Genomic DNA, 22,236 nt, shown 5'->3' with positions numbered 1-22,236 from the left:
AGATCATGGGCAGCATGCATCCCGTACAGGTGATCGCAGTGACCGGCGGCAAGGGTGGCGTCGGTAAAACTAACGTTTCAGTCAACTTGTCGCTGGCGCTTGCCGAGTTGGGCAGGCGCGTGATGTTGCTGGACGCTGACCTGGGGTTGGCGAACGTCGACGTTCTGTTGGGCCTGACGCCCAAATACACCCTGGCCGATGTGGTCGAGGGGCGGTGTGAGCTGCGCGAAGTATTGCTGCAAGGCCCTGGCGGGATTCGAATCGTGCCAGCGGCCTCGGGCACTCAAAGCATGGTTCACCTGAGCGCGGCGCAACACGCGGGCCTGATTCAGGCGTTCAGCGAAATTGGCGACAACCTTGATGTGCTGGTGATCGACACGGCCGCGGGTATCGGCGAATCGGTGGTGAGTTTTGTGCGCGCCGCCCAGGAAGTGCTGCTGGTGGTGTGCGACGAACCCACCTCGATCACCGACGCCTACGCGCTGATCAAACTGCTGAACCGTGATTACGGCATGAACCGTTTCCGGGTGCTGGCCAACATGGCCCAAAGCCCGCAAGAGGGGCGCAACCTGTTCGCCAAATTGACCAAAGTCACGGACCGCTTTTTGGACGTCGCCCTGCAATACGTAGGCGCTGTGCCGTACGACGAATGCGTGCGCAAAGCGGTGCAAAAACAGCGTGCCGTTTACGAAGCCTTCCCGCGTTCAAAATGCGCACTGGCGTTCAAGGCCATTGCACAAAAAGTTGACACCTGGCCTTTGCCAGCTAATCCACGTGGGCACCTGGAGTTCTTTGTTGAGCGCCTGGTGCAGCAAACCAGTGCGGGAACGGCCCAATGACAGCCAGCGGCTATCGCATGTACAGCAAGTCGTCGCGTGACAGCCAATATGAGCTGATCGAACGTTACGCGCCTTTGGTTAAACGCATCGCGTATCACCTGCTGGCGCGATTGCCCGCCAGCGTGCAGGTAGAAGACTTGATCCAGGCCGGGATGATCGGCCTGCTTGAAGTCTCGACCAAATACGATGCGAGCAAAGGGGCGAGTTTCGAAACCTACGCGGGTATTCGTATCCGTGGCGCGATGCTGGATGAAGTGCGAAAAGGCGACTGGGCTCCCCGCTCGGTGCACCGCAACACACGTATGGTCAGCGACGCCATTCGGGCAATTGAAGCAAAAACCGGTTGTGACGCTAAAGATCACGAAGTTGCGGCCGAACTCAATTTAAGCCTGGATGATTATTACGCCATTTTGAATGACACCTTGGGCAGCCGGCTCTTCAGCTTTGACGACCTGTTACAGGATGGCGAGCATGAAGGGCTGCACGAGGACGGCGCCAGTGCGCACCTTGAGCCATCGCGAGACCTGGAAGACGAGCGCTTTCAGGCCGCGTTGGCCGAGGCGATTGCGAACTTGCCCGAACGTGAGCGATTGGTGTTGGCGCTGTACTACGACGAAGAGCTCAACCTCAAGGAAATCGGTGAGGTGCTGGGCGTCAGTGAGTCGCGCGTCAGTCAGTTGCACAGCCAGTGCGCCGCGCGGTTACGCGGGCGACTGGCCGAGTGGCGAGCGCGCTGATTTCTGTAGCAGCTTAATTACTGTAGGAGCGAGCGTGCGCGTGATGCGGGCGATGGGTGTTGAGGGATACACCGCATCGTTTTTATCGCGCGCACGCTCGCTCCTACAGGTTCATGGCGTGTAACACAAACCGAATTGATTGAATGGCGCGTTCAGGTGCTGAGCGCGTTTTAAGACTGCTTGGAGGTCGAATTGGACAAGAATATGAAAATCCTCATCGTTGATGATTTTTCAACGATGCGGCGGATCATTAAAAACCTGCTGCGTGACTTAGGGTTCACTAACACCGTGGAAGCCGATGACGGCATCACGGCGATTCCGATCCTGAACACCGGCAGCATCGACTTTCTGGTCACTGACTGGAACATGCCGGGCATGACTGGCATCGACCTGTTGCGCCACGTGCGCGCGGACGAAAAGCTTAGAAGCCTGCCTGTGTTGATGGTGACCGCAGAAGCCAAGCGCGAGCAAATCATCGAAGCCGCCCAGGCGGGGGTTAACGGCTACGTCGTTAAGCCGTTCACGGCGTTGGCTCTCAAAGAGAAGATCGAAAAGATCTTTGAGCGTATCGGCCACTAATGGGGTCGTCACGGGGGCGCTATGGAGCATAAAGAATCTACACAGGGCGATTTTGAATTGACCCTGAAAAAACATGCCCGCGAGTTGGTCGACAGCCTTGAAAAAGGTCAGTTTGGCGATGCGGTGCAACTGATTCACGAATTGAACCAGACCCGCGATCGTGGCTTGTATCGAGAAGTCGGCAAGCTGACGCGTGAGTTGCACAGTGCGATTGTCAATTTCCATATCGACCCGCACATGCCACAAGCCGAAGAAGTGTCGCAGATCACGGATGCGACCGAACGTTTGTCGTATGTTGTGCGCTTAACGGAAGCTGCGGCCAACCGCACCATGGACCTGGTGGAAAACAGTACGCCACTGGTCAATGGCCTGGGGGCAGAAGCCAAAGCCCTGAGCGCAGATTGGGGGCGCTTTATGCGTCGCGAAATCGGTGCTGAGGAGTTTCGTGAGCTGGCCCGTCGGGTTGACGGTTTTCTGACGCGCAGCGAAGAAGAAAGCCATAGGGTCGCCGCCAACCTCAATGACATTTTGCTGGCCCAGGATTACCAGGACCTCACCGGTCAGGTGATCAAGCGGGTCACGCAGCTGGTGACAGAAGTTGAAAGCAATCTGCTCAAACTGGTGCTGATGGCCAGTCAGGTTGACCGTTTTGCGGGGATCGAACATGACCGCGAAGCACTGCGGGCAGAAAATAATCCGCAAAAAAACCTGGCCCAGGGTGAAGGTCCGCAGATTCATGCCGATAAGCGTGATGACGTCGTGTCCGGTCAGGACGATGTAGACGATTTGCTTTCAAGTCTTGGATTTTAAGGAGCACGTACATGAGCTTCGGCGCCGATGAAGAAATCCTTCAGGATTTCCTGGTTGAAGCCGGCGAAATTCTAGAGCAGTTATCCGAACAATTGGTTGAGCTGGAAAGCCGACCGGATGATGCGGACCTGCTCAATGCAATTTTTCGCGGTTTTCACACTGTAAAAGGGGGCGCCGGCTTCCTCCAGCTCAACGAGCTGGTGGAGTGCTGTCACATCGCCGAGAATGTGTTCGACATCCTGCGTAAGGGTGAACGTCACGTCGACTCGGAGCTGATGGACGTGATCCTGGAAGCGCTCGACGCGGTCAACGGCATGTTCAGCGAAGTGCGCGAACGTGCACCGGTCACCGCCGCCACGCCTGAGTTGCTGGCGGCATTGGCCCGTCTGGCTGAACCTGCCGCTGCCGTGGTCGCCGCGCCTGAACCTGAGCCGGTGGTGCAAGCCGCTGTGACCGCCGACGGTGGTGATATCACGGATAACGAATTCGAGCTGTTGCTGGACTCGCTCAATGCGGGCAAGGCCGCGGCCGATGCACCCGCCGCCAGCGAAGACATCAGCGATGCCGAGTTCGAATCGTTGCTCGATCAGTTGCATGGCAAAGGCAGCTTTGCGCCCGACGCCGTTGCGTCTGCGCCCGCCGCAGAGCCTGCTGCTGCGGCGCCGGCCAGCAATGAAATCACTGATGACGAATTTGAAGCGTTGCTCGATCAGTTGCACGGCAAGGGATCGTTCAGTGCCCAAGCACTAGAGGCGCCTGCCGCCGAGCCTGACGCTGCGGCCAAACCCGCCAGCCCGGATCACATCACCGATCACGAGTTCGAATCACTGCTCGATGAGTTGCACGGCAAGGGCCAGTTCTCTGAAGTGGCGACGCCAGCCGTTGCGGCTAAACCGGCCCCGGCCCCGGCAGCTGCGGTAGCCAAAAAGCCTGAACCCGCACGCCCTGTGGCACCTGCGCGTGCCCAGGCTGCGCACCCGGACAAACCGGCGGCCTCTGAAGCTGAAACCACGGTGCGGGTCGATACCGCGCGCCTGGACGACATCATGAACATGGTCGGCGAGTTGGTGCTGGTGCGTAACCGTTTGGTGCGCCTGGGCCTCAACAGCAATGACGAAGCCATGTCCAAGGCTGTGTCCAACCTTGATGTGGTGACCGCTGACCTGCAAACCGCGGTGATGAAGACCCGGATGCAGCCGATCAAAAAAGTCTTCGGTCGCTTCCCGCGACTGGTACGTGACTTGGCGCGTCAGCTGAAAAAAGAAATCAACCTGGAGCTGGTGGGCGAAGAAACCGACCTGGACAAAAACCTGGTCGAGGCCCTGGCCGATCCGCTGGTCCACTTGGTGCGTAACGCGGTCGATCATGGCTGCGAAACCCCTGAAGAACGCGAAGCGGCTGGCAAGGCCCGTTGCGGCAAGGTGATCCTGTCTGCCGAGCAGGAAGGCGACCACATTTTGCTGTCCATCTCCGATGACGGCAAAGGGATGGACGCGAACGTGTTGCGCGCCATCGCCGTGAAAAAAGGCTTGATGGACAAGGACGCCGCTGACCGTTTGAGCGAGTCCGACTGCTACAACCTGATTTTCGCGCCGGGGTTCTCGACCAAAACCGAGATTTCCGATGTGTCGGGCCGAGGCGTGGGCATGGACGTGGTGAAAACCAAAATCGCCCAGCTCAATGGCTCGCTGAACATTTACTCGACCTTGGGCCAAGGCTCGAAGATCGTGATCAAAGTACCGCTGACGCTGGCAATCATGCCGACCCTGATGGTGATGCTGGGCAATCAAGCCTTCGCGTTCCCGTTGGTCAGCGTCAACGAGATTTTCCACCTCGACCTGTCACGCACCAATGTGGTTGACGGGCAGGAAGTGGTGATCGTGCGCGATAAAGCGCTGCCGTTGTTCTACCTCAAGCGCTGGTTGGTGGCCTCGGCCGCCCATGAAGAGCAGCGCGAAGGGCATGTGGTGATTCTTTCGGTGGGCACCCAGCGCATCGGCTTTGTGGTCGATCAGTTGGTCGGTCAGGAAGAAGTGGTCATCAAACCGTTGGGCAAAATGCTCCAGGGCACGCCTGGCATGTCGGGTGCCACCATTACCGGTGATGGCCGTATTGCCTTGATTCTGGATGTGCCGAGCATGCTCAAACGCTACGCCGCACGGCGTATTTGAATCTGGTGGAGCGGGGCGCTAGCGTCTCGCGCCGCCTAACGGAGTGTTTATGGTAGTCAAGGTCCTGGTGGTGGATGATTCGGGTTTTTTCCGCCGCCGCGTCTCGGAAATTCTGTCGGCTGATCCGACGATCCAGGTGATCGGCACTGCCACCAATGGCAAAGAGGCGATTGATCAGGCGCTGGCGCTCAAGCCCGATGTGATCACCATGGACTACGAAATGCCGATGATGGACGGCATCACTGCCGTGCGTCACATCATGCAGAAGTGTCCGACCCCGGTGTTGATGTTTTCTTCACTGACCCACGAAGGTGCCCGCGTCACGCTGGATGCACTGGACGCAGGGGCCGTGGACTTTTTGCCGAAAAACTTCGAAGACATTTCGCGCAACCCCGATAAGGTCAAACAGTTGCTGTGCGAGAAGGTGCACACCATTTCGCGCAGCAACCGCCGTTTTTCCAGCGCACCGCAGCCCTCGGCGCAACCTTCAGTGGCGCCCTCGCGGCCCGCGGTCAGCGGTTTTGCACCTGTCGCCACGGCGCCTGCGCCAACCCCGGCACGCACCACGCCGATTGCCAGTCGCAGTGCGCCTGCGGCCGCGCCGTCTTCACCGGCGCCAAAACGTAAGGCCTACAAGCTGGTGGCGATTGGGACATCAACCGGTGGCCCGGTAGCCTTGCAGCGCGTGTTGACGCAACTGCCGGGCAACTTCCCGGCGCCTATCGTGCTGGTTCAGCACATGCCAGCGGCCTTTACCAAGGCGTTTGCCGAGCGGTTGGACAAGCTGTGCCGCATCAGCGTCAAAGAAGCTGAAGACGGCGACATTCTGCGTCCGGGCCTGGCCCTGCTGGCGCCGGGTGGCAAGCAAATGATGATCGACGGCCGTGGCACGGTGAGAATTCTGCCGGGCGACGAGCGTTTGAACTACAAGCCGTGTGTGGATATCACCTTCGGTTCTGCGGCCAAGTCTTACGGCGACAAAGTGTTGGCAGTGGTGTTGACCGGCATGGGCGCAGACGGCCGCGAAGGCGCGCGTCTGCTCAAGCAGGGTGGCAGCAGTGTCTGGGCGCAAGACGAAGCCAGTTGTGTGATTTACGGCATGCCAATGGCGATCGTCAAAGCCAACCTGGCGGACGCGGTGTACAGCCTGGATGACATCGGCAAGCACTTGGTCGAGGCGTGTCACTGATGGATGTACTGAGCCTGATCGGCATCATCATGGCCTTTGTGGCCATCATCGGCGGTAACTACCTCGAAGGTGGCCACCTTGGCGCGTTGGCCAATGGTCCGGCCGCGTTAATCGTGATCGGCGGCACCGTGGGTGCCGCGTTGTTGCAGTCGCCCATGAGCGCCTTCAAACGCGCCATGCAAACCGTGATCTGGATTTTCTTTCCGCCCCATATCGACCTGGCTGGCGGCGTTGACCGCGTAGTCAACTGGAGTCTGACGGCGCGCAAGGAAGGCTTGCTCGGCCTGGAAGGCGTCGCCGACGCCGAACCTGACGACTACTCACGCAAAGGCTTGCAATTGCTGGTCGACGGCGCGGAGCCGGAGGCGATCCGCAGCATTCTTGAAGTCGATTTCATGACTCAGGAAAGCCGCGACATCGAAGCCGCCAAGGTGTTTGAAAGCATGGGTGGCTACGCGCCGACCATTGGCATCATCGGCGCGGTGATGGGCTTGATCCACGTGATGGGTAACCTGGCCGACCCCAGCCAGTTGGGCAGCGGCATTGCCGTGGCGTTCGTCGCCACCATTTATGGCGTGGCCAGTGCCAACCTGATTCTGTTGCCGATCGCCAGCAAGCTGAAGTCGATTGCCATGCGCCAGTCGCGTTACCGCGAAATGTTGCTCGAAGGCATATTGTCGATTGCCGAGGGCGAGAACCCGCGCTCCATTGAGTTGAAGCTTCAGGGCTTCATGGATTAATGGAGAGTTTGCGCTATGTCCCGTCGCCGTCGGCAGCCTGAAGAACACGTCAATCACGAACGCTGGCTGGTGTCCTACGCGGACTTCATCACCTTGCTGTTTGCGTTTTTCGTGGTCATGTACTCGATCTCTTCGATCAACGAAGGCAAATACAAGGTCATCTCCCAGGCGCTGGTGGGGGTGTTCAACGACGCTGAACGCACCATGAAGCCGATTCCGGTCGGTGATGAGCGGCCGTTGACCACCAAGCCTGCCGAGCCGCTGGTCAAAGACAGCGACCAGACCGACGCAGGCATTGGTCAAATCACCCGCGACCCGCTGAAAACCATCGCCGATGACATCACCCACGCGTTTGGCGATTTGATTGCGTCCAATCAGTTGACGGTGCGTGGCAACGAGTTGTGGGTTGAGATCGAACTCAATTCCAGTTTGTTGTTTGGCAGTGGTGACGCGATGCCCAGTGACGTGGCCTTCAACATCATCGACAAAGTGGCGACCATCCTTAAGCCGTTCGACAACCCGATTCACGTTGAAGGTTTCACCGATGATTTGCCGATTCGCACGGCGCAGTACCCCACTAACTGGGAGCTGTCTTCGGCGCGCTCGTCGAGCATCGTGCGCATGCTGGCCATGCAAGGGGTTAACCCGGCGCGCATGGCGTCGGTCGGTTACGGCGAGTTTCAGCCGGTGGCCAATAACACCACGCCAGAAGGCCGGGCGCTGAACCGGCGCGTGGTGTTGGTGGTGTCGCGCAACCTCGATGTGCGCCGCAGTCTGACCGGCACCGGCTCTGCGCATGCCACCCCGGATGCGGCGTTGAAGCGAGCTGGCACACAAACTGCACCGCCGGTGACAAAGCCGCCGGTTCGGGCGAATGCCGTCAATTCTCCGTCGCCGGCCCTATAACTGAATGTCAATTCTCGGCCAAGCGGTCATGCCGCCGGGAGGAACACGCTAATGAGAGTCTGGGCAGTAGCCAATCAAAAAGGTGGTGTCGGTAAGACCACCACCTCCATCGCTCTGGCCGGTTTGCTGGCCGAGGCGGGCAAGCGCGTGGTTGTGGTCGATCTGGACCCCCACGGCTCCATGACCAGTTACTTTGGTTACGACCCCGATACGCTTGAGCACAGCAACTACGACTTGTTCTTGCACAAGGGCCAGGTGCCAGAAGGCATGCCCGCCCAATTGTTGCTGGCCACCAGTAACGAGCGCATCTCGTTGCTGCCTTCGAGCACGGCGTTGGCCACCCTTGAGCGCCAGTCGCCGGGGCAGAGTGGCCTGGGGCTGGTGATTGCCCGTGCGCTGGCGCAACTGTGGCAAGACTACGATTACGCGATCATCGACAGCCCACCGCTGCTGGGCGTGTTGATGGTCAATGCCTTGGCGGCGAGCCAGCAGTTGGTGATCCCGGTGCAAACCGAGCACTTGGCGGTCAAGGGGCTGGAGCGCATGGTCAACACCCTGGCGATGATCAACCGCTCGCGCAAACAGGAGTTGCCGTACAGCATCGTGCCGACCTTGTTTGACCGGCGTACCCAAGCGTCCATGAGCACCTTGCGGGTGTTGCGTGACCTGTATCCCGAAACGATTTGGCAGGGTTATATCCCGGTCGATACACGTTTGCGTGACGCCAGTCGCGCCGGTCTTGCGCCGTCGCAGTTCGACCCTAAAAGCCGTGGTGTGGTGGCGTATCGCGCCTTGCTCAAGCATTTGCTGAGCCGCCAACTTGCACCGCAGGTGGCGTGAAGTGGGTGTGCATTCAAGTATCAAAGTTGTGCGGCCGATAACCTCTACAGGTCTCGGGTGTGAAGGCTGGGCGTGGGCCACTCTATGAAGCAACCTGTATTGATACCGACGCGCCCGCAATTGGCGTTGCAGTCCTACCTCGACGGCCTGTTGCAAGAGGCCACTGAGGAGCTATTGGCGGCTGAGCCTGAACCGGTCATGCCGTTGGTCATGCCAGAGGTTGAAACCGTCGGGCTGGACGATTTCGCGGCGGCGGTGCTGGAAGAGCAGGTGCGTGACGCGGTGGTGCCTGCACCCGCACCCGCAGTGGTGGTGCCCATTCGTGCCCCGGCAGCGCTGGCGGTTGAGTGGCCTGAGGGGGGGCAGGTCGAGCAAGCATTGGCCCGGCCATTGGTCGATGTGCATTTGCCGACGGCGCCCGGTGGGCGTTTGCCTGCCCTCAGTGATGGTCGCCCGGCGTGGGCAGCCGAACCGTTCGAATGCTTGTTGTTCGACGTGGCGGGCCTGACGCTGGCCGTGCCGCTGGTGTGTTTGGGGTCGATTTATTCGCTGGCCGGGCGTGAGCTGACGCCGCTGTTCGGTCAGCCGGAATGGTTCTTGGGGATCTTGCCGAGCCAGAGTGGCAACCTCAAGGTGCTCGACACCGCACGCTGGGTCATGCCCGACCGTTACCGCGATGACTTTCGCGAAGGGCTGCAATACGTTATTTCGGTTCAGGGCTATGAATGGGGCCTGGCAGTGCATCAAGTCAGCCGTTCGCTGCGCCTGGACCCCAACGAAATCAAATGGCGCACCCAGCGTGGGCAGCGTCCCTGGTTGGCGGGCACGGTGATTGAACACATGTGCGCGCTGCTGGACGTGGCGGAGCTGGCCGAATTGATCGCCAGCGGCGCGGTCAAGCATATGGCCAAAGCCGTACCCGCGCCGCAGGCGTAAACAGACAAAACAAACGGCCGGGCCAATGGCGCGGTCAGACAGCACACACACCGTTTTAGCGGTATTTAGTCAGGGGTTTGGGGTATGAATCAGTCAAGTGCAAAGGGTTCCGAAGATCCGATCCTGCAATGGGTCACCTTCAAGCTGGACAACGAGTCTTACGGCATCAACGTGATGCAGGTACAGGAAGTGCTGCGCTACACCGAAATCGCTCCGGTTCCGGGTGCGCCTTCCTACGTGCTGGGCATCATCAACCTGCGTGGCAACGTGGTAACGGTGATCGATACCCGTCAGCGCTTTGGCTTGATGAACGCTGACATCACAGACAACAGTCGCATCGTGATTATCGAAGCCGACAAACAGGTGGTTGGCATTTTGGTCGACAGCGTGGCGGAAGTGGTTTATCTGCGTCAGTCCGAGATCGAAACCGCGCCGAATGTAGGCAACGAAGAATCCGCCAAGTTTATCCAGGGCGTGTGCAATAAGAACGACGAGCTGCTGATTCTGGTTGAGCTGGACAAAATGATGAGCGAAGAAGAATGGTCGGATCTGGAGAACATCTGATTGATGCTTGAGGTGGCGGTAATAGTCCTGGGCCTGCTCTGGGTGCTGACGGTGTGGATGTTCGTGTCCTACGTACGCAGCCAGCGCTTGATTGCGGCGCAGCAGGCAGCGGGCGATGCGCTGCGCGATCAGCGCATCAAAGAGCTGGGTCGACGGTTGGACACCTACCAGAACGGCAACGTGCAAATGGGTGAAGACCTGCACGAGTTGCGCGCGGTGGTGGCGCCGCTGCCTGAAAAACTCACGCAATTGGAACAGCGCGACCCGACCAGCCTGTCGTTCTCCCAGGCTGCGCGCCTGGTTGGCATGGGTGCCAGCATCGACGAATTGACCGAGTCCTGTGGCCTGACCCAGGCTGAGGCCGAGTTGATGAGCAAGATGCACAAAGGCTGAGTTTTTAGCCGGTAATTGCGTAAACGGATCACGTGAAAAGGGCCACTGCAACCTGTGTTGCAGCGGCCCTTTTTGTTGCGTGTGGTTTTAGCCGGCAGCAGTTGGTGCGCTGGCTGCACGCTCTTTCAAGGCGTGCAGTTGCGCGCCCGGTTGTTGAATGATCTGTTTAAACCAGACCGTAAATAGCTCGGGTTGATTGGCCAGTTGAGCGTTCAGGGTTTCTAGGTCTATCCATTTCCAGGCGCACGCCTCGTTGGGGTCAGGTCGCGGCTCAGCCTCATATCGCCCCACATAGACGTAATCGAATTCATGCTCGATCAACTCGTTGGACACGCGTGCGTGATAGGTCAATAGGGGGGAGTGTCATGGGAGGACGCCCTTCGCACGGATGATTTGGCCCGCCAGGCAGACGAGCAGGCCATGCCCGCTATGCGCATGACTATAGACGGGTGAAAGAGTGCATAGGGCGATGCGACTTGATGCATGACCTTGAGCTGAAGTTCCCTGGCGAACGTGTTGTGGTTAGAGAGTGTGTAGAACATGCCGACATAGGCCATCATGAATCGCTTGAAAAGAGTGCGCTTGCCTTCGACGCGTGAGTGACGAAGGTCTTCAATTTCAGCCATGTCCCAAGGCATGCGCGAGACACGCGCCAGTTTTTTTTGCAGCGTCCGTGCGGGCAGCCCTTGAGTGAGGTGTTCACGTAAAACCTTGACGTGGCTGGCGCACATCGTCAGGCCTTGGGCGAAGAATGGATTGAGGTTGCAAAAGGCGGCCCCCACCACCAATAACCCGTCCGGGAAGTGGCTCATTTTTTCATAGTGGCGCCAGGTGCTGCCCCCAAATTTAAAACTTGAGAGTTCAGACACCGGAACGGCTTGCGCGATGAAGTCACTGATATCGGGCTGCGTGAGTGCGCTGATAAAGGCCTTGTAGGCGGTCACATCATGTGTGGGATTGGACTCAAAGCAGCCAGCGGCTGAAATGAGCCATGTGTTCTTTTCAATCGGAAACATCAGCCCCACATCATATTTGTTACTGCCCTGGTCCCAGATCATGACCGCTTTTCTGTCCACGGCGCCTGTGCTGCGGTACAGCTGCGATGAATAGTGGGTGTGTTTTTTAAGGGTGCTGATTTGCACGTCACCCAAGCCATTGGCCTTTAGCCACTGCGGTGTTTTAGTGCCAAAGCCGCTGCAATCCACCACTAATTCGCAGCGCAGTGTTTCATCAACCCCCTCTCGACTGAGCGTGACCCCTTCAACCCGGGTGCCATTGCAGATCAAGCCGCTAACCCTGGTATGGCGGCTGACGGTGACGCGCGGGTTACTGAGGATGCGCTGGCGCAAGGTTTTGTCCAGCAGTGAGCGACTGAACACCATCGATGAAAGCCCGCTGAGGTAAGGGACTTTCCATTCGCCGCCCTGAAACCAGCGTAGATCGCGGCCCAGATTGAGCGGTACGCCGCCCTCAGCATTCAGCGCATGTGTAATGCCGGGGAAGATGCTTTCAATGATGTCCATGCCCTGTTTAAGCACCAGATGCAGATGGTGCTCTTGAGGGACGCCTTTTCGGGGCGCCGTCGTGGCGTCAAATTGATCCTTTTCCAGGATCACCACCTCGCTGAAGTGTGCTGACAGCACTTGTGCCACGAGGCAGCCTGACAGGCTGCCGCCAATCACCACGGCTTTTTTCACTGGGTTTTTTCCCTTAATAGGGGCAAGGTGAGCCCCATGTTCAAGCCTGCCTGTGCAAATAATGGCCCGACTGTAACGGGCGCCACCCAGGCACGCCACTGTCAGAAGTGACAGTAGTGCAAAGTGTGGGGCGGGATAATAATCAGCGCGAGGCGGCTTTTAACAGGGTCGTTCAGGGGCCAGTGAATAATTGATAGTCAGAGTTCGGCATGACGCGTCATTTGAGTCGATGCCCTGAAAAGAGGGCGCTTTATAACGTGTTCTTTTGAATGTTGAATGCTGCGGTTTATTAGAACTGCGCGCATCACTCATGATGGGAGTTCAATGATGGTTGGGCCAGCGGCGGTTCCCCTTGCACCGATAGTTCCCGATGCCGATGCTCAAGGTGTCATACCTATGCGCCCGGTGACGCAAGCCATTGACGTTGAGATTGTGCTCGGGGTGGATGTAAGCCCCGGCAACAGCTACCGGTTGTGTTGGGACCGTAGACTGATGGTGGGCGAGCCAGGCTTGGCAATAACGATTACAGATGAGGCGCCAGGCAGTGTGATCCATTTGTCATTCTTGCCCCGCTGGTTTCAATACACGCCCACCTTCGAACTCAGTTATCTACTGACGCTGGAGGCTGAACAGTCTATATGGTCTGAAGGCATTAACCTGACGCACACGATTGACCCGAATGCCGAAGGCTCGTTCTGACCCTGTGACGTTAATTATCGCGGCGTTACATCCCGCTCTACCGGCTGCGCATCCGGATCAAATCCCGCCGGGAATTTGCCCTTCAACTGCCAGGCAAAAGCAATGATCTCGGCCAGCGTTCGGTAAAGCTCCTGGGGGATGCTGTCACCCAGTTCCATGCGCGCTAACAGTTTCACCAACTCGGCGTTTTCATAGATCGGCACGTCGTACTCGCGGGCGAGTTTGAGAATGGCTTCGGCCAATTCATCGTCGCCTTTGGCCGTGAGGGTGGGAGCCTGTTGGCCGTCATATTTGAGGGCAATCGCCTGGCGCGGCGGGGGAGTGGGCGTTTTCATGCGGTTTCGTCGACCCAGCGTTGTTCCAGTGGGCTATGGCCACCTTGCGGCGGTGTGCCCTGGTGGCAATCGAGATCGGTCACACTCAGCCCGGCGTCTTTCAGACGCTGGCGCAGGTGAACCAGTTGGCTTGCGATCAGTTCGGCGGTGAAGGCGTGTCGGGCCCAGAGCTGGCCCGACAGGTTGCCGCGCAGCAATTGCGCCTGCACGTGCAGCGGCCCCAGAGGCGAGAGGTCGAAGGCCAGCTCCACGCGCCAGAGTGGGTCTTTGACTTCGCGGGTTTCGCGCTTGTCTTCAGGGTCTTTTTCGGGCGGGTCTTCGCGTTGGAACTTCACTTGCAGCGGGACGATGTCGTGGGCGTTACGCATCGGGATTTCCAGCTGCCAGGTGGTCAACAGCCCGCCGTCGGGGGTGCGCCCGCTTTGCTCAAGGCTGGACAATTGATGGCTCTGTAAGCGCGAGATAGCGGCGGCGGCGAGCTTGAGCAGGCTTTGCAGGCTGTCTTCACCTTCGCCGTTGTGCGGGGTGCGCGTGGGCAACGGGAAGCCCGTTGGCTGCGGTTTGGCGCTGACTTGCCCCAGCATGCCCAGCGCGTTGCGCACGAACGTGGGCATGGCTTGCGCCTGAGCACTGGCGGCAGCGCCAGGGTTGAGGCTGGTATTGGCGGGTACGCCGGGCAAAATGTGCGCAATCAATCGCAATAAAGTGGCCTTCATGTCTGGCGCCAACGCTTGCGGTTGACCGCCCAGCAGTTTGGCCTCCAGAAACGCGCCGCTATTGAGCAGGGCGTCGCTCAACCCTTTTGGGGTGCCCAGTTGGGCGGGGGTAGGCAAACCTGCCAATAGCGAATCGATTGATGCGCGCAACTCGGCAGGCATGCGGGTGCTAGACGGCAGGTTTTGCAGGGCGTTTAACAGCCCTTCCAGCGAGCCTTGGCGGCTTTGTTGTGTGACCAATTGTTGCGCGATAGCCAGTTGATCCTGCCGCCCGCTCAGGGGCACGAAGTTGAGGCTTTGCGCACCTTGCACTTGTGCCGTCAGCAGGCTGCCCAGACGCAAGGGTTGTGGGCTGTCGAGCGCCAGGGTGCTGCCACTCAGAGCGGTATTGAGCAGGGTGACCAGCGAGCGATACACCGCCGGTTGCCCCGCAGGTTGTGGCAACACCTGGGTCGTTAGCACCTTGCCTTGCAACAGGGTGCCCAAGGGCAACTGCTGGGTGTCGAGGCGGGTGAGCGTGGCGACACTGCTGCTCAACGCCTGCTGCACGCTGATGGCCAGGTTGCCGGCGCTGGGCTGGGTCACGGCCAGTTGCGTACCCAGCGGCAGCGGGAAATTGCTGTTGGCTTGCACGTTGGTTTGGCGCCCGCCCGCCAGGGTCAGCTTGAGCAGCAATTGAAACGCCTGGTCGTCTTGCTTGAGCGACAGCACTTCAGCCTTGGCACTTTGGCCGGGGCTGATCAAGCCGTCGAGGGGTTGTAATAACTTGAGCAGCTCACCCCCGACCACGCCGGAGCGTGCACCGTTTGGTGCCGTTGGCAGGAGCGGGGGAATATTCATGTCGCCTTTCATCGTTACAACCTGTCGAAATTGCCCTCTTTAGAGTAGGACATGGCATGTATAATGCCGCCCCGTCGTTCAGAGGGCAGCAAAACATTACGAATGTTTGATCCAGCTCGCTGAATCAGGCCGCAAATGCATTTATCCTGCATCACTTTAACGGCCACGCCCGCGCCGACTTGAACCGTGAAGGCCTCAATTACGTGACCAGCCCTCTTCTAGAAGCCGTAGCGCTCGCCTGTGAGCGTGACTGGCGGATGTTGTTCGAAAACCTCGAATTGCGCCTGACCAGCGGTGACATGCTGCAAATCAGCGGCCCCAACGGCAGCGGCAAAACCAGCCTGCTGCGTTTGTTGGCGGGCCTGATGCAGCCGACGGCGGGTGAAATACGCCTAAATGGCGAGCCTTTAAGCCAACAGCGCACTGAGCTGGCCAACACGCTGTTGTGGATCGGGCATGCGGCGGGCATCAAAGACCTGCTCAGCGCCGAAGAAAACCTCAGTTGGCTGTGTGCGTTGCATCGTGCGGCGTCGCGCGAGGCCATTTGGGCCGCGCTGGCAGCCGTGGGTCTCAAAGGTTTTGAAGACGTGCCGTGTCACACCTTGTCGGCGGGGCAGCAGCGACGTGTGGCCCTGGCTCGCCTGTATCTGGACAGCCCGGCGCTGTGGATTCTTGACGAGCCCTTTACCGCGCTCGATAAACAAGGCGTTGCGCAACTGGAAGAGCACCTGGCCCGTCATTGCGAACAGGGCGGCATGGTGGTGCTCACCACGCATCACACCTTGACCCGCGTGCCTGGCGGTTATCGCGATATTGATTTGGGGCGTTGGGCTGTATGAGTGTGTTTGCCGTGTTGCTGGCGCGTGAGGCGCGTTTATTGTTTCGTCGTCCGGCCGAGTTGGCCAACCCGCTGGTGTTCTTCGCGATCGTGATTGCAATGTTCCCGCTGGCGGTCGGTCCTGAAACTCAATTGTTGCAAACCTTGTCTCCGGGGCTGCTGTGGGTGGCCGCCCTTTTATCGGTTTTGCTCTCGCTGGACGGGCTTTTCCGCAGTGATTTCGAGGACGGATCGCTGGAGCAGTGGGTCCTTTCGTCGCACCCCCTTGCTCTACTGGTGTTGGCCAAAGTGCTGGCACACTGGGCGTTTTCCGGGCTGGCGCTGGTGATTCTGTCACCGTTGCTGGCATTAATGCTGGGGCTACCGGTGGCGTGTCTGCCGGTGTTGCTGATGTCGTTGCTGCTTGGCACGCCGGTACTGAGCTTGCTCGGTGCCGTGGGGGCTGCCTTGACGGTGGGTCTCAAGCGCGGCGGCCTGTTGCTCGCCTTGTTGATTCTGCCCCTCTACATCCCGGTGCTGATCCTGGGCAGTGGTGCCTTGCAGGCGGCGCTTATGGGGATGCCCGCGACGGGTTATTTGCTGTGGCTGGGTAGCCTGACCGCCCTGGCAGTAACCCTTACACCGTTTGCTATAGCCGCCGGCCTGAAAATCAGCGTCGGCGAATAATGAGGTCTGGCCATTCATTGGCCAGTAAAGACCCTGGCTGGCATGACACTCACCCTGTCGTGACCGGCACCGTGATGGAAACAGCGTGATGAACTGGACTTGGTTTCACAAACTCGGCTCGCCCAAATGGTTCTATGCCATCAGTGGCCGCCTGCTGCCGTGGTTGAGCATTGCCGCCGTCTTGCTGATTGTCAGCGGGGTGGTCTGGGGCCTGGCGTTTGCGCCACCGGACTACCAGCAGGGCAACAGTTTTCGGATCATTTATATCCATGTGCCTGCCGCGATGCTGGCGCAGTCCTGCTACGTGATGCTGGCGGTCTGCGGCGTCGTAGGGCTGGTGTGGAAGATGAAAATCGCCGACGTGGCACTGCAAGCCGCCGCACCGATTGGCGCGTGGATGACCGCCGTGGCGCTGGTCACTGGCGCCGTCTGGGGCAAACCGACCTGGGGTTCGTGGTGGGTGTGGGATGCGCGCCTGACCTCGATGCTGATTCTGCTGTTTCTGTATTTCGGCCTGATCGCGTTGGGCAATGCCATTACCAACCGTGACAGCGCGGCCAAGGCTTGCGCCGTGCTGGCGATTGTCGGTGTGATCAATATCCCGATCATCAAATACTCGGTGGAGTGGTGGAACACCCTGCACCAAGGGGCAACGTTCACCCTGACTGAAAAACCGGCCATGCCAATGGAAATGTGGCTGCCGCTGCTGCTCACGGTGGCGGGGTTTTATTGCTTTTTTGGCGCCGTGCTGCTGCTGCGCATGCGGCTTGAGGTGTTAAAACGCGAGGCCCGCAGCAGTTGGGTCAAAGCTGAAGTGCTCAAAGCACTGGAGGGTGCGCGATGAGTTTTGCTTCTTTTGGCGACTTTATCGCCATGGGCCATCACGCGGTGTATGTCTGGACCTCTTATGGCATTTGCCTGGCGGTCCTGGCGTTGAACGTGGCGCTGCCGGTCCTGGCGCGTCGGCGTTATCTGCAACAAGAGGCGCGTCGTTTGCGCCGGGAGAACACGAAGTGAATCCGCTGCGTAAAAAACGTTTGATCATCATCCTGGCGATTCTGGTCGGTGCCGGGGCTGCCGTGGCATTGGCCTTGAGCGCCTTGCAGCAGAACATCAACCTGTTTTACACCCCGACCCAGATCGCCAACGGCGAAGCGCCGGTCGACACGCGCATTCGTGCCGGTGGCATGGTGCAAGACGGCTCGCTCAAGCGCAGCGGCGACTCGCTGGACGTTGAGTTTGTGGTCACCGATTTCAATAAAGCCGTCACCATTCAATACCGCGGCATTCTGCCGGACCTGTTCCGCGAAGGGCAGGGGATCGTTGCGCTGGGCAAGCTCAACGCCCAGGGCGTGGTAGTGGCGGACGAAGTGCTGGCCAAGCACGACGAAAAATACATGCCGCCTGAAGTCACCAAGGCGTTGAAAGAGAGCGGCCAATCCGCGCCTGCACCGGGTAATCCTGCACCGGCCAAAGAGGTTAAGTGATGACGTTTGGATTGTTTATCCCGGAGTTGGGCCAATTGGCCATGATTCTGGCGCTGTGCATTGCCATTGTGCAGGCCATCGTGCCGTTGCTCGGGGCCTGGCGTGGGGACAAATTATGGATGAGCCTGGCGCAACCGGCCGCCTGGGGCCAGTTCGCCTTTCTGCTGTTTGCGTTCGGTTGCCTGACCTGGTCGTTCATGGCCGATGACTTCTCGGTGGCCTATGTGGCCAGTAACTCCAACAGTGCGCTGCCGTGGTACTACAAATTCAGCGCGGTGTGGGGTGCCCACGAAGGCTCGCTGCTGTTGTGGGCCATGATTCTGGGCGGTTGGACCTTCGCCGTGTCGATCTTCTCGCGCCAATTACCGCAGGTGATGCTGGCGCGGGTGCTGTCGATCATGGGCATGATCAGCGTCGGCTTCCTGCTGTTCCTGATTTTGACGTCCAACCCCTTTGCGCGGCTATTGCCGCAGATTCCGGCCAATGGCAACGACCTTAATCCGCTGTTGCAAGACATCGGCCTGATCGTTCACCCGCCGATGCTGTACATGGGTTATGTGGGTTTCTCGGTGGCGTTTGCGTTTGCCATTGCCGCCTTGCTCGGCGGGCGTCTTGATGCCGCGTGGGCGCGCTGGTCGCGTCCGTGGACCATCGTGGCCTGGGCCTTCCTCGGTATCGGCATCACGCTGGGCTCGTGGTGGGCCTATTACGAGCTTGGCTGGGGCGGCTGGTGGTTCTGGGACCCGGTTGAAAACGCGTCCTTCATGCCTTGGCTGGTGGGCACGGCGCTGATTCACTCGTTGGCGGTGACAGAAAAACGCGGTGTATTCAAAAGCTGGACCGTATTGCTGGCCATTGCTGCGTTTTCGTTGAGCCTGCTGGGCACCTTCCTGGTGCGTTCGGGCGTATTGACCTCAGTGCACGCGTTTGCCTCTGACCCTGAGCGCGGCGTGTTCATCCTGATTTTCCTGCTGTTTGTGGTGGGCGGTTCGCTGACGCTGTTTGCATTGCGCGCCCCGGTGGTGAAAAGCCACGTCGGATTCAACCTGTGGTCGCGTGAAACCTTGCTGCTGGGCAACAACCTGATTCTGGTGGTCGCCGCTTCGATGATTCTGCTGGGCACGTTGTACCCGCTGATTCTGGACGCCATCAGTGGCGCCAAAATGTCGGTGGGCCCGCCGTACTTCAACGCGCTGTTTATCCCGCTGATGGCGTTGCTGATGGTGGTGATGGCGGTGGGTGTGCTGGTGCGCTGGAAAGACACCCCGGTTAAATGGCTGTTGGGCATGCTCACCCCGGTGTTGTTGGGCAGTGCCGCGTTGTCGGCGATTGCTGGCGTGGCTTACGGCGACTTTAACTGGGCGGTCTTGACCACCTTTATGCTGGCCGCCTGGGTGCTGCTGGCCGGGGTGCGCGATATCGGCGACAAAACCCGTCACAAAGGTCTGGTCAAAGGCCTGCGCAGCCTGACCCGCAGCTACTGGGGCATGCAAATTGCCCACCTGGGCATAGCGGTGTGCGCGGTAGGCGTGGTGTTGTCGAGTCAGAACAGTGCCGAGCGCGACCTGCGCCTGGCACCGGGCGAGTCGATGGAGCTGGGCGGTTATCACTTCATCTTTGAGGGGGCCAAGCACTACCAGGGCCCGAACTTTACGTCAGACAAAGGCACCGTGCGCGTGGTGCGCAATGGCAAGGAAGTCAGCGTGCTGCACCCTGAAAAACGCCTGTACACGGTGCAGAGTTCGATGATGACGGAAGCGGGCATCGATGCCGGTTTCACCCGCGACCTGTATGTGGCGCTCGGCGAACCGTTGGGCGAGGGTGCCTGGGCGGTTCGTGTGCACGTTAAGCCGTTTGTGCGCTGGATCTGGTTTGGTGGGTTGCTGACGGGCTTTGGCGGGTTACTGGCCGCGATGGACCGTCGTTACCGGGTCAAAGTAAAAACCCGTGTGCGTGACGCGCTGGGCATGACAGGAGCTGCGGCATGAGACGTTGGTTGATGCTGATTCCACTGGCGGTGTTTTTGGGCATGGCGTGGTTTCTTTACAAGGGCTTGTACCTGGACCCGACCGAACTGCCGTCGGCCATGATCGATAAACCATTCCCGGCCTTTAGCCTGCCGTCGGTGGAGGGTGACAAGACCCTGACCGAGGCCGACCTCAAGGGCAAGCCAGCTTTGGTCAACGTGTGGGCGACCTGGTGCATTTCGTGCCGGGTCGAGCACCCGGTGCTGACCAAACTGGCCGAGCAGGGCGTGGTGATCTACGGCGTCAATTACAAAGACGACAACGGCGACGCGAAAAAATGGCTCAAGGATTTTCACAACCCGTATCAGTTGGACATCGACGATGCGGACGGCTCGCTGGGCTTGAACCTGGGCGTATACGGTGCCCCTGAAACGTTCATCATCGACAGCCAGGGCGTGATTCGTCACAAGTTCGTGGGCGTGATCGATGAAACCGTGTGGCGTGAGCAACTGGCGGGCAAGTACCAGGCGCTGGTTGACGAGGCCAAACCATGAGGCGCTGGTTAACCGCGATCGCCTTTGGCCTGACCCTCACGGGCGTGGCCCATGCTGCCATCGACACGTACGAGTTTAAAAATGACGCCGAGCGTGACCGTTTTCGTGATCTGACCAAAGAGCTGCGGTGTCCAAAATGTCAGAACCAGGACATTGCCGACTCCAACGCGCCGATTGCTACTGACCTGCGCCGCGAGATCTTTCGCATGCTGGGTGAGGGCAAGGACAACCAGCAGATCATCGACTTTATGGTCGACCGTTACGGTGACTTCGTGCGTTACAAACCGGCGCTGACCGGCAAAACCGCGATTTTGTGGTTCGGCCCGCTGGGCTTGCTCGTTGGTGGTCTGGTAGTGATTGGCGTGATCGTGGGCCGTCGTCGCAGCCAACGCGCCACACAGGTAGACACCCTTTCTGCCGAGGAGCGTCAGCGCCTCGACACTTTGCTGGATAAAACCAAAGATGATTGATTTCTGGCTTGCAGCCGGTTTGCTGCTACTGATCGCCCTCAGCTTTATCTTGATCCCGGTGTTGCGCGCCCGTCGCGCCCAGCGTGAGGAAGACCGCACCGCACTGAACGTGGCCCTGTATCAGGAGCGCGTGGCTGAGCTGTTGGCTCAGCGTGAAGACGGTGTATTGACCGACGCCCAACTTGAAACCGGGCGTGCGGAAGCCGCGCGCGAACTGTTGGCCGACACCGAAGGCGCCGCCCCGGCGCGGGTGTCCAGCCTCGGTAAAGCCGTGCCGTTGCTGGCTGCCGTCATGGTGCCGGTGTTGGGCCTGGGGCTTTACTTGCACTACGGTGCGAGCGACAAGGTTGAGCTGACCCGCGAATTCTCTCAGCCGCCGCAATCGCTTGAAGAAATGGTCGCGCGGCTGGAGCGTGCGGCCGCCGCACAGCCTGACTCGGCTGAAGGTTTGTACTTCCTGGGTCGCGCTTACATGGCGCAAAACCGTCCGGCAGACGCGGCCAAGGTGTTCGAAAAAACCGTTGCGCTGGCCGGTCGTCAACCCGAGTTGCTGGGCCAATGGGCGCAGGCGCAGTATTTTGCGGACAACAAACAGTGGAGCGCCACCACGCAAGCGCTGACCGATGAAGCGCTCAAGGCCGACCCTAAAGAAGTCACCAGTCTGGGCCTTTTGGGCATCGCAGCGTTCGAGGCCAAGCGTTATCAGCAAGCCATTGGCTACTGGCAGCGGCTGATGAACGAACTGCCTGAAGGCGACGCGTCTCGCGCAGCGCTCGAAGGCGGCATCGAAAAAGCCCGTGAGCAATTGCAGGCCAATGGGGCCCAGGTTGAGGCTGCGCCTGTGGCCAAGGCTCAGGCATCGATCAAGGTCAGCGTCGATCTGGCGGACGCGGTGAAAGCCAGTGTATTGCCGACCGACAGCGTGTTCATTTTCGCCCGTGCCGTGACCGGGCCACCGGCGCCGTTGGCGGTTAAGCGCGTAACCGTGGCCGACTTGCCCATTACGGTTGAACTGGCGGACAGCGATGCGATGATGCCGCAATTGAAACTGTCGAACTTTCCTGAAGTCCAACTGGTTGCACGCATCTCCCGTGCTGGCCAGCCGACTGCTGGCGAATGGGCAGGGCGCAGCAAACCGCTGTCCAGCAGCACCACAGCGCTGCAACAGCTGACCATCGACAGCCCGGATAAATAACCGGTCAATACTGTCCCGTACAGGCGCGAGCAAACGTGCGCCTGTACGCGATTAACGACAAGAGAACC

The 22,236-nt window shown here is 59.3% G+C and carries 26 protein-coding genes; 22 read left to right on the top strand and 4 right to left on the bottom strand.

The genetic code is table 11. The features are described 5' to 3' along the window. The first annotated feature begins 5 nt into the window (after positions 1-5). The 12 genes from fleN to GYN01_RS21155 all read left to right on the top strand — a co-directional run bounded on the left by fleN (position 6) and on the right by GYN01_RS21155 (position 10,704). Positions 6-839: a flagellar synthesis regulator FleN gene (gene fleN / locus GYN01_RS21210; protein ID WP_048366257.1), complete on the top strand. Its 834-nt coding sequence runs from the start codon at positions 6-8 to the stop codon at positions 837-839. Further along, entirely contained in the window at positions 836-1,576 is a 741-nt protein-coding gene (gene fliA / locus GYN01_RS21205) for an RNA polymerase sigma factor FliA (RefSeq protein ID WP_048366258.1), read from the top strand. Before fleN ends, fliA begins: the two co-directional genes overlap by 4 nt. A 204-nt stretch (positions 1,577-1,780) precedes the next feature. Further along, positions 1,781-2,155: a chemotaxis response regulator CheY gene (locus GYN01_RS21200; protein ID WP_162207815.1), complete on the top strand. Its 375-nt coding sequence runs from the start codon at positions 1,781-1,783 to the stop codon at positions 2,153-2,155. 21 nt (positions 2,156-2,176) lie between these two features. Beyond that, a complete protein-coding gene (locus GYN01_RS21195) occupies positions 2,177-2,965 on the top strand; it encodes a protein phosphatase CheZ (RefSeq protein WP_048366260.1) in 789 nt (262 codons plus the stop codon). Positions 2,966-2,976: 11 nt separating this feature from the next. Continuing rightward, entirely contained in the window at positions 2,977-5,136 is a 2,160-nt protein-coding gene (locus tag GYN01_RS21190; protein ID WP_203307744.1) for a chemotaxis protein CheA, read from the top strand. A gap of 49 nt (positions 5,137-5,185) precedes the next feature. Next, a complete protein-coding gene (locus tag GYN01_RS21185; protein ID WP_048366262.1) occupies positions 5,186-6,325 on the top strand; it encodes a protein-glutamate methylesterase/protein-glutamine glutaminase in 1,140 nt (379 codons plus the stop codon). Next, on the top strand, positions 6,325-7,065 hold the full coding sequence (locus GYN01_RS21180) for a flagellar motor protein (protein WP_048366263.1): 741 nt from the start codon (positions 6,325-6,327) through the stop codon (positions 7,063-7,065). Before GYN01_RS21185 ends, GYN01_RS21180 begins: the two co-directional genes overlap by 1 nt. A gap of 15 nt (positions 7,066-7,080) precedes the next feature. Beyond that, positions 7,081-7,971: a flagellar motor protein MotD gene (gene motD / locus GYN01_RS21175; RefSeq protein ID WP_048366264.1), complete on the top strand. Its 891-nt coding sequence runs from the start codon at positions 7,081-7,083 to the stop codon at positions 7,969-7,971. Positions 7,972-8,022: 51 nt separating this feature from the next. Next, positions 8,023-8,811: a ParA family protein gene (locus tag GYN01_RS21170; protein ID WP_048366265.1), complete on the top strand. Its 789-nt coding sequence runs from the start codon at positions 8,023-8,025 to the stop codon at positions 8,809-8,811. A gap of 84 nt (positions 8,812-8,895) precedes the next feature. After that, positions 8,896-9,747, top strand: a complete 852-nt coding sequence (locus GYN01_RS21165) for a CheW domain-containing protein (RefSeq protein WP_048402410.1) — start codon at positions 8,896-8,898, stop codon at positions 9,745-9,747. A gap of 84 nt (positions 9,748-9,831) precedes the next feature. Further along, positions 9,832-10,311, top strand: coding sequence for a chemotaxis protein CheW (locus GYN01_RS21160; RefSeq protein ID WP_048402411.1), 480 nt, complete (start codon positions 9,832-9,834; stop codon positions 10,309-10,311). Then, positions 10,312-10,704, top strand: a complete 393-nt coding sequence (locus GYN01_RS21155; RefSeq protein WP_048402412.1) for a DUF2802 domain-containing protein — start codon at positions 10,312-10,314, stop codon at positions 10,702-10,704. Between the two features lie 87 nt (positions 10,705-10,791). On the opposite strand, the gene GYN01_RS21150 is transcribed toward GYN01_RS21155, so the two are convergent. Both GYN01_RS21150 and GYN01_RS21145 read right to left on the bottom strand, forming a co-directional pair. Continuing rightward, positions 10,792-11,055, bottom strand: coding sequence for an NUDIX hydrolase (locus GYN01_RS21150; protein ID WP_053221376.1), 264 nt, complete (start codon positions 11,053-11,055; stop codon positions 10,792-10,794). Continuing rightward, positions 11,052-12,401: an FAD-dependent monooxygenase gene (locus tag GYN01_RS21145; protein ID WP_203307743.1), complete on the bottom strand. Its 1,350-nt coding sequence runs from the start codon at positions 12,399-12,401 to the stop codon at positions 11,052-11,054. Before GYN01_RS21145 ends, GYN01_RS21150 begins: the two co-directional genes overlap by 4 nt. A 396-nt stretch (positions 12,402-12,797) precedes the next feature. Between GYN01_RS21145 and GYN01_RS21140 the strand changes: the two genes are divergently transcribed. Continuing rightward, entirely contained in the window at positions 12,798-13,100 is a 303-nt protein-coding gene (locus tag GYN01_RS21140) for a hypothetical protein (RefSeq protein ID WP_048402413.1), read from the top strand. 14 nt (positions 13,101-13,114) lie between these two features. Here the strand turns inward: GYN01_RS21140 and GYN01_RS21135 are convergent, their stop codons facing one another. Both GYN01_RS21135 and fliK read right to left on the bottom strand, forming a co-directional pair. Further along, entirely contained in the window at positions 13,115-13,435 is a 321-nt protein-coding gene (locus GYN01_RS21135; protein ID WP_048366270.1) for an EscU/YscU/HrcU family type III secretion system export apparatus switch protein, read from the bottom strand. Further along, positions 13,432-15,003: a flagellar hook-length control protein FliK gene (gene fliK, locus GYN01_RS21130; protein WP_048402414.1), complete on the bottom strand. Its 1,572-nt coding sequence runs from the start codon at positions 15,001-15,003 to the stop codon at positions 13,432-13,434. Before fliK ends, GYN01_RS21135 begins: the two co-directional genes overlap by 4 nt. Positions 15,004-15,194: 191 nt before the next feature. Here fliK and ccmA point away from each other — a divergent pair, with 191 nt between their 5' ends. The 9 genes from ccmA to ccmI all read left to right on the top strand — a co-directional run bounded on the left by ccmA (position 15,195) and on the right by ccmI (position 22,168). Further along, positions 15,195-15,830 carry a cytochrome c biogenesis heme-transporting ATPase CcmA gene (ccmA, locus tag GYN01_RS21125; RefSeq protein ID WP_048402443.1) on the top strand — a complete coding sequence of 212 codons (636 nt, stop codon included), beginning with the start codon at positions 15,195-15,197 and terminating at the stop codon, positions 15,828-15,830. Continuing rightward, the gene (gene ccmB / locus GYN01_RS21120; protein WP_048366272.1) at positions 15,827-16,495 is read left to right on the top strand and encodes a heme exporter protein CcmB; all 669 of its coding nucleotides are present in this window, start codon (positions 15,827-15,829) and stop codon (positions 16,493-16,495) included. The genes ccmA and ccmB overlap by 4 nt, the downstream gene beginning before the upstream one ends. A gap of 85 nt (positions 16,496-16,580) precedes the next feature. Further along, the gene (locus GYN01_RS21115; protein WP_203307742.1) at positions 16,581-17,339 is read left to right on the top strand and encodes a heme ABC transporter permease CcmC; all 759 of its coding nucleotides are present in this window, start codon (positions 16,581-16,583) and stop codon (positions 17,337-17,339) included. Beyond that, complete coding sequence (ccmD, locus tag GYN01_RS21110; RefSeq protein WP_048366274.1) at positions 17,336-17,512, top strand: heme exporter protein CcmD; 177 nt, start codon at positions 17,336-17,338, stop codon at positions 17,510-17,512. Before GYN01_RS21115 ends, ccmD begins: the two co-directional genes overlap by 4 nt. Beyond that, complete coding sequence (gene ccmE, locus GYN01_RS21105) at positions 17,509-17,982, top strand: cytochrome c maturation protein CcmE (protein WP_048366275.1); 474 nt, start codon at positions 17,509-17,511, stop codon at positions 17,980-17,982. The genes ccmD and ccmE overlap by 4 nt, the downstream gene beginning before the upstream one ends. After that, positions 17,982-19,970 carry a heme lyase CcmF/NrfE family subunit gene (locus tag GYN01_RS21100; RefSeq protein ID WP_048402416.1) on the top strand — a complete coding sequence of 663 codons (1,989 nt, stop codon included), beginning with the start codon at positions 17,982-17,984 and terminating at the stop codon, positions 19,968-19,970. The genes ccmE and GYN01_RS21100 overlap by 1 nt, the downstream gene beginning before the upstream one ends. Beyond that, the gene (locus GYN01_RS21095; protein WP_048366277.1) at positions 19,967-20,503 is read left to right on the top strand and encodes a DsbE family thiol:disulfide interchange protein; all 537 of its coding nucleotides are present in this window, start codon (positions 19,967-19,969) and stop codon (positions 20,501-20,503) included. Before GYN01_RS21100 ends, GYN01_RS21095 begins: the two co-directional genes overlap by 4 nt. Next, a complete protein-coding gene (locus tag GYN01_RS21090) occupies positions 20,500-20,973 on the top strand; it encodes a cytochrome c-type biogenesis protein (protein WP_048366278.1) in 474 nt (157 codons plus the stop codon). The genes GYN01_RS21095 and GYN01_RS21090 overlap by 4 nt, the downstream gene beginning before the upstream one ends. After that, on the top strand, positions 20,966-22,168 hold the full coding sequence (gene ccmI / locus GYN01_RS21085; protein ID WP_048402417.1) for a c-type cytochrome biogenesis protein CcmI: 1,203 nt from the start codon (positions 20,966-20,968) through the stop codon (positions 22,166-22,168). The genes GYN01_RS21090 and ccmI overlap by 8 nt, the downstream gene beginning before the upstream one ends. Positions 22,169-22,236: the final 68 nt, after the last annotated feature.

This window comes from Pseudomonas weihenstephanensis (assembly GCF_016812185.1).
GTDB classification, from domain to species: domain Bacteria; phylum Pseudomonadota; class Gammaproteobacteria; order Pseudomonadales; family Pseudomonadaceae; genus Aquipseudomonas; species Aquipseudomonas weihenstephanensis.
Note: the sequence above shows the minus strand (reverse complement) of the source record. Positions and strands in the feature narration are given on the sequence as shown.

Excerpts from the sequence above, each read along its gene's own strand:
- fleN (WP_048366257.1), top strand. The coding sequence starts at position 6 with ATGGGCAGCATGCATCCCGTACAGGTGATCGCAGTGACCGGCGGCAAG.
- fliA (WP_048366258.1), top strand. The coding sequence starts at position 836 with ATGACAGCCAGCGGCTATCGCATGTACAGCAAGTCGTCGCGTGACAGC.
- GYN01_RS21200 (WP_162207815.1), top strand. The coding sequence starts at position 1,781 with ATGAAAATCCTCATCGTTGATGATTTTTCAACGATGCGGCGGATCATT.
- GYN01_RS21195 (WP_048366260.1), top strand. The coding sequence starts at position 2,177 with ATGGAGCATAAAGAATCTACACAGGGCGATTTTGAATTGACCCTGAAA.
- GYN01_RS21190 (WP_203307744.1), top strand. The coding sequence starts at position 2,977 with ATGAGCTTCGGCGCCGATGAAGAAATCCTTCAGGATTTCCTGGTTGAA.
- GYN01_RS21185 (WP_048366262.1), top strand. The coding sequence starts at position 5,186 with ATGGTAGTCAAGGTCCTGGTGGTGGATGATTCGGGTTTTTTCCGCCGC.
- GYN01_RS21180 (WP_048366263.1), top strand. The coding sequence starts at position 6,325 with ATGGATGTACTGAGCCTGATCGGCATCATCATGGCCTTTGTGGCCATC.
- motD (WP_048366264.1), top strand. The coding sequence starts at position 7,081 with ATGTCCCGTCGCCGTCGGCAGCCTGAAGAACACGTCAATCACGAACGC.
- GYN01_RS21170 (WP_048366265.1), top strand. The coding sequence starts at position 8,023 with ATGAGAGTCTGGGCAGTAGCCAATCAAAAAGGTGGTGTCGGTAAGACC.
- GYN01_RS21165 (WP_048402410.1), top strand. The coding sequence starts at position 8,896 with ATGAAGCAACCTGTATTGATACCGACGCGCCCGCAATTGGCGTTGCAG.
- GYN01_RS21160 (WP_048402411.1), top strand. The coding sequence starts at position 9,832 with ATGAATCAGTCAAGTGCAAAGGGTTCCGAAGATCCGATCCTGCAATGG.
- GYN01_RS21140 (WP_048402413.1), top strand. The coding sequence starts at position 12,798 with ATGCGCCCGGTGACGCAAGCCATTGACGTTGAGATTGTGCTCGGGGTG.
- GYN01_RS21135 (WP_048366270.1), bottom strand. The coding sequence starts at position 13,435 with ATGAAAACGCCCACTCCCCCGCCGCGCCAGGCGATTGCCCTCAAATAT.
- fliK (WP_048402414.1), bottom strand. The coding sequence starts at position 15,003 with ATGAAAGGCGACATGAATATTCCCCCGCTCCTGCCAACGGCACCAAAC.
- ccmB (WP_048366272.1), top strand. The coding sequence starts at position 15,827 with ATGAGTGTGTTTGCCGTGTTGCTGGCGCGTGAGGCGCGTTTATTGTTT.
- ccmD (WP_048366274.1), top strand. The coding sequence starts at position 17,336 with ATGAGTTTTGCTTCTTTTGGCGACTTTATCGCCATGGGCCATCACGCG.
- GYN01_RS21100 (WP_048402416.1), top strand. The coding sequence starts at position 17,982 with ATGACGTTTGGATTGTTTATCCCGGAGTTGGGCCAATTGGCCATGATT.
- GYN01_RS21095 (WP_048366277.1), top strand. The coding sequence starts at position 19,967 with ATGAGACGTTGGTTGATGCTGATTCCACTGGCGGTGTTTTTGGGCATG.
- GYN01_RS21090 (WP_048366278.1), top strand. The coding sequence starts at position 20,500 with ATGAGGCGCTGGTTAACCGCGATCGCCTTTGGCCTGACCCTCACGGGC.
- ccmI (WP_048402417.1), top strand. The coding sequence starts at position 20,966 with ATGATTGATTTCTGGCTTGCAGCCGGTTTGCTGCTACTGATCGCCCTC.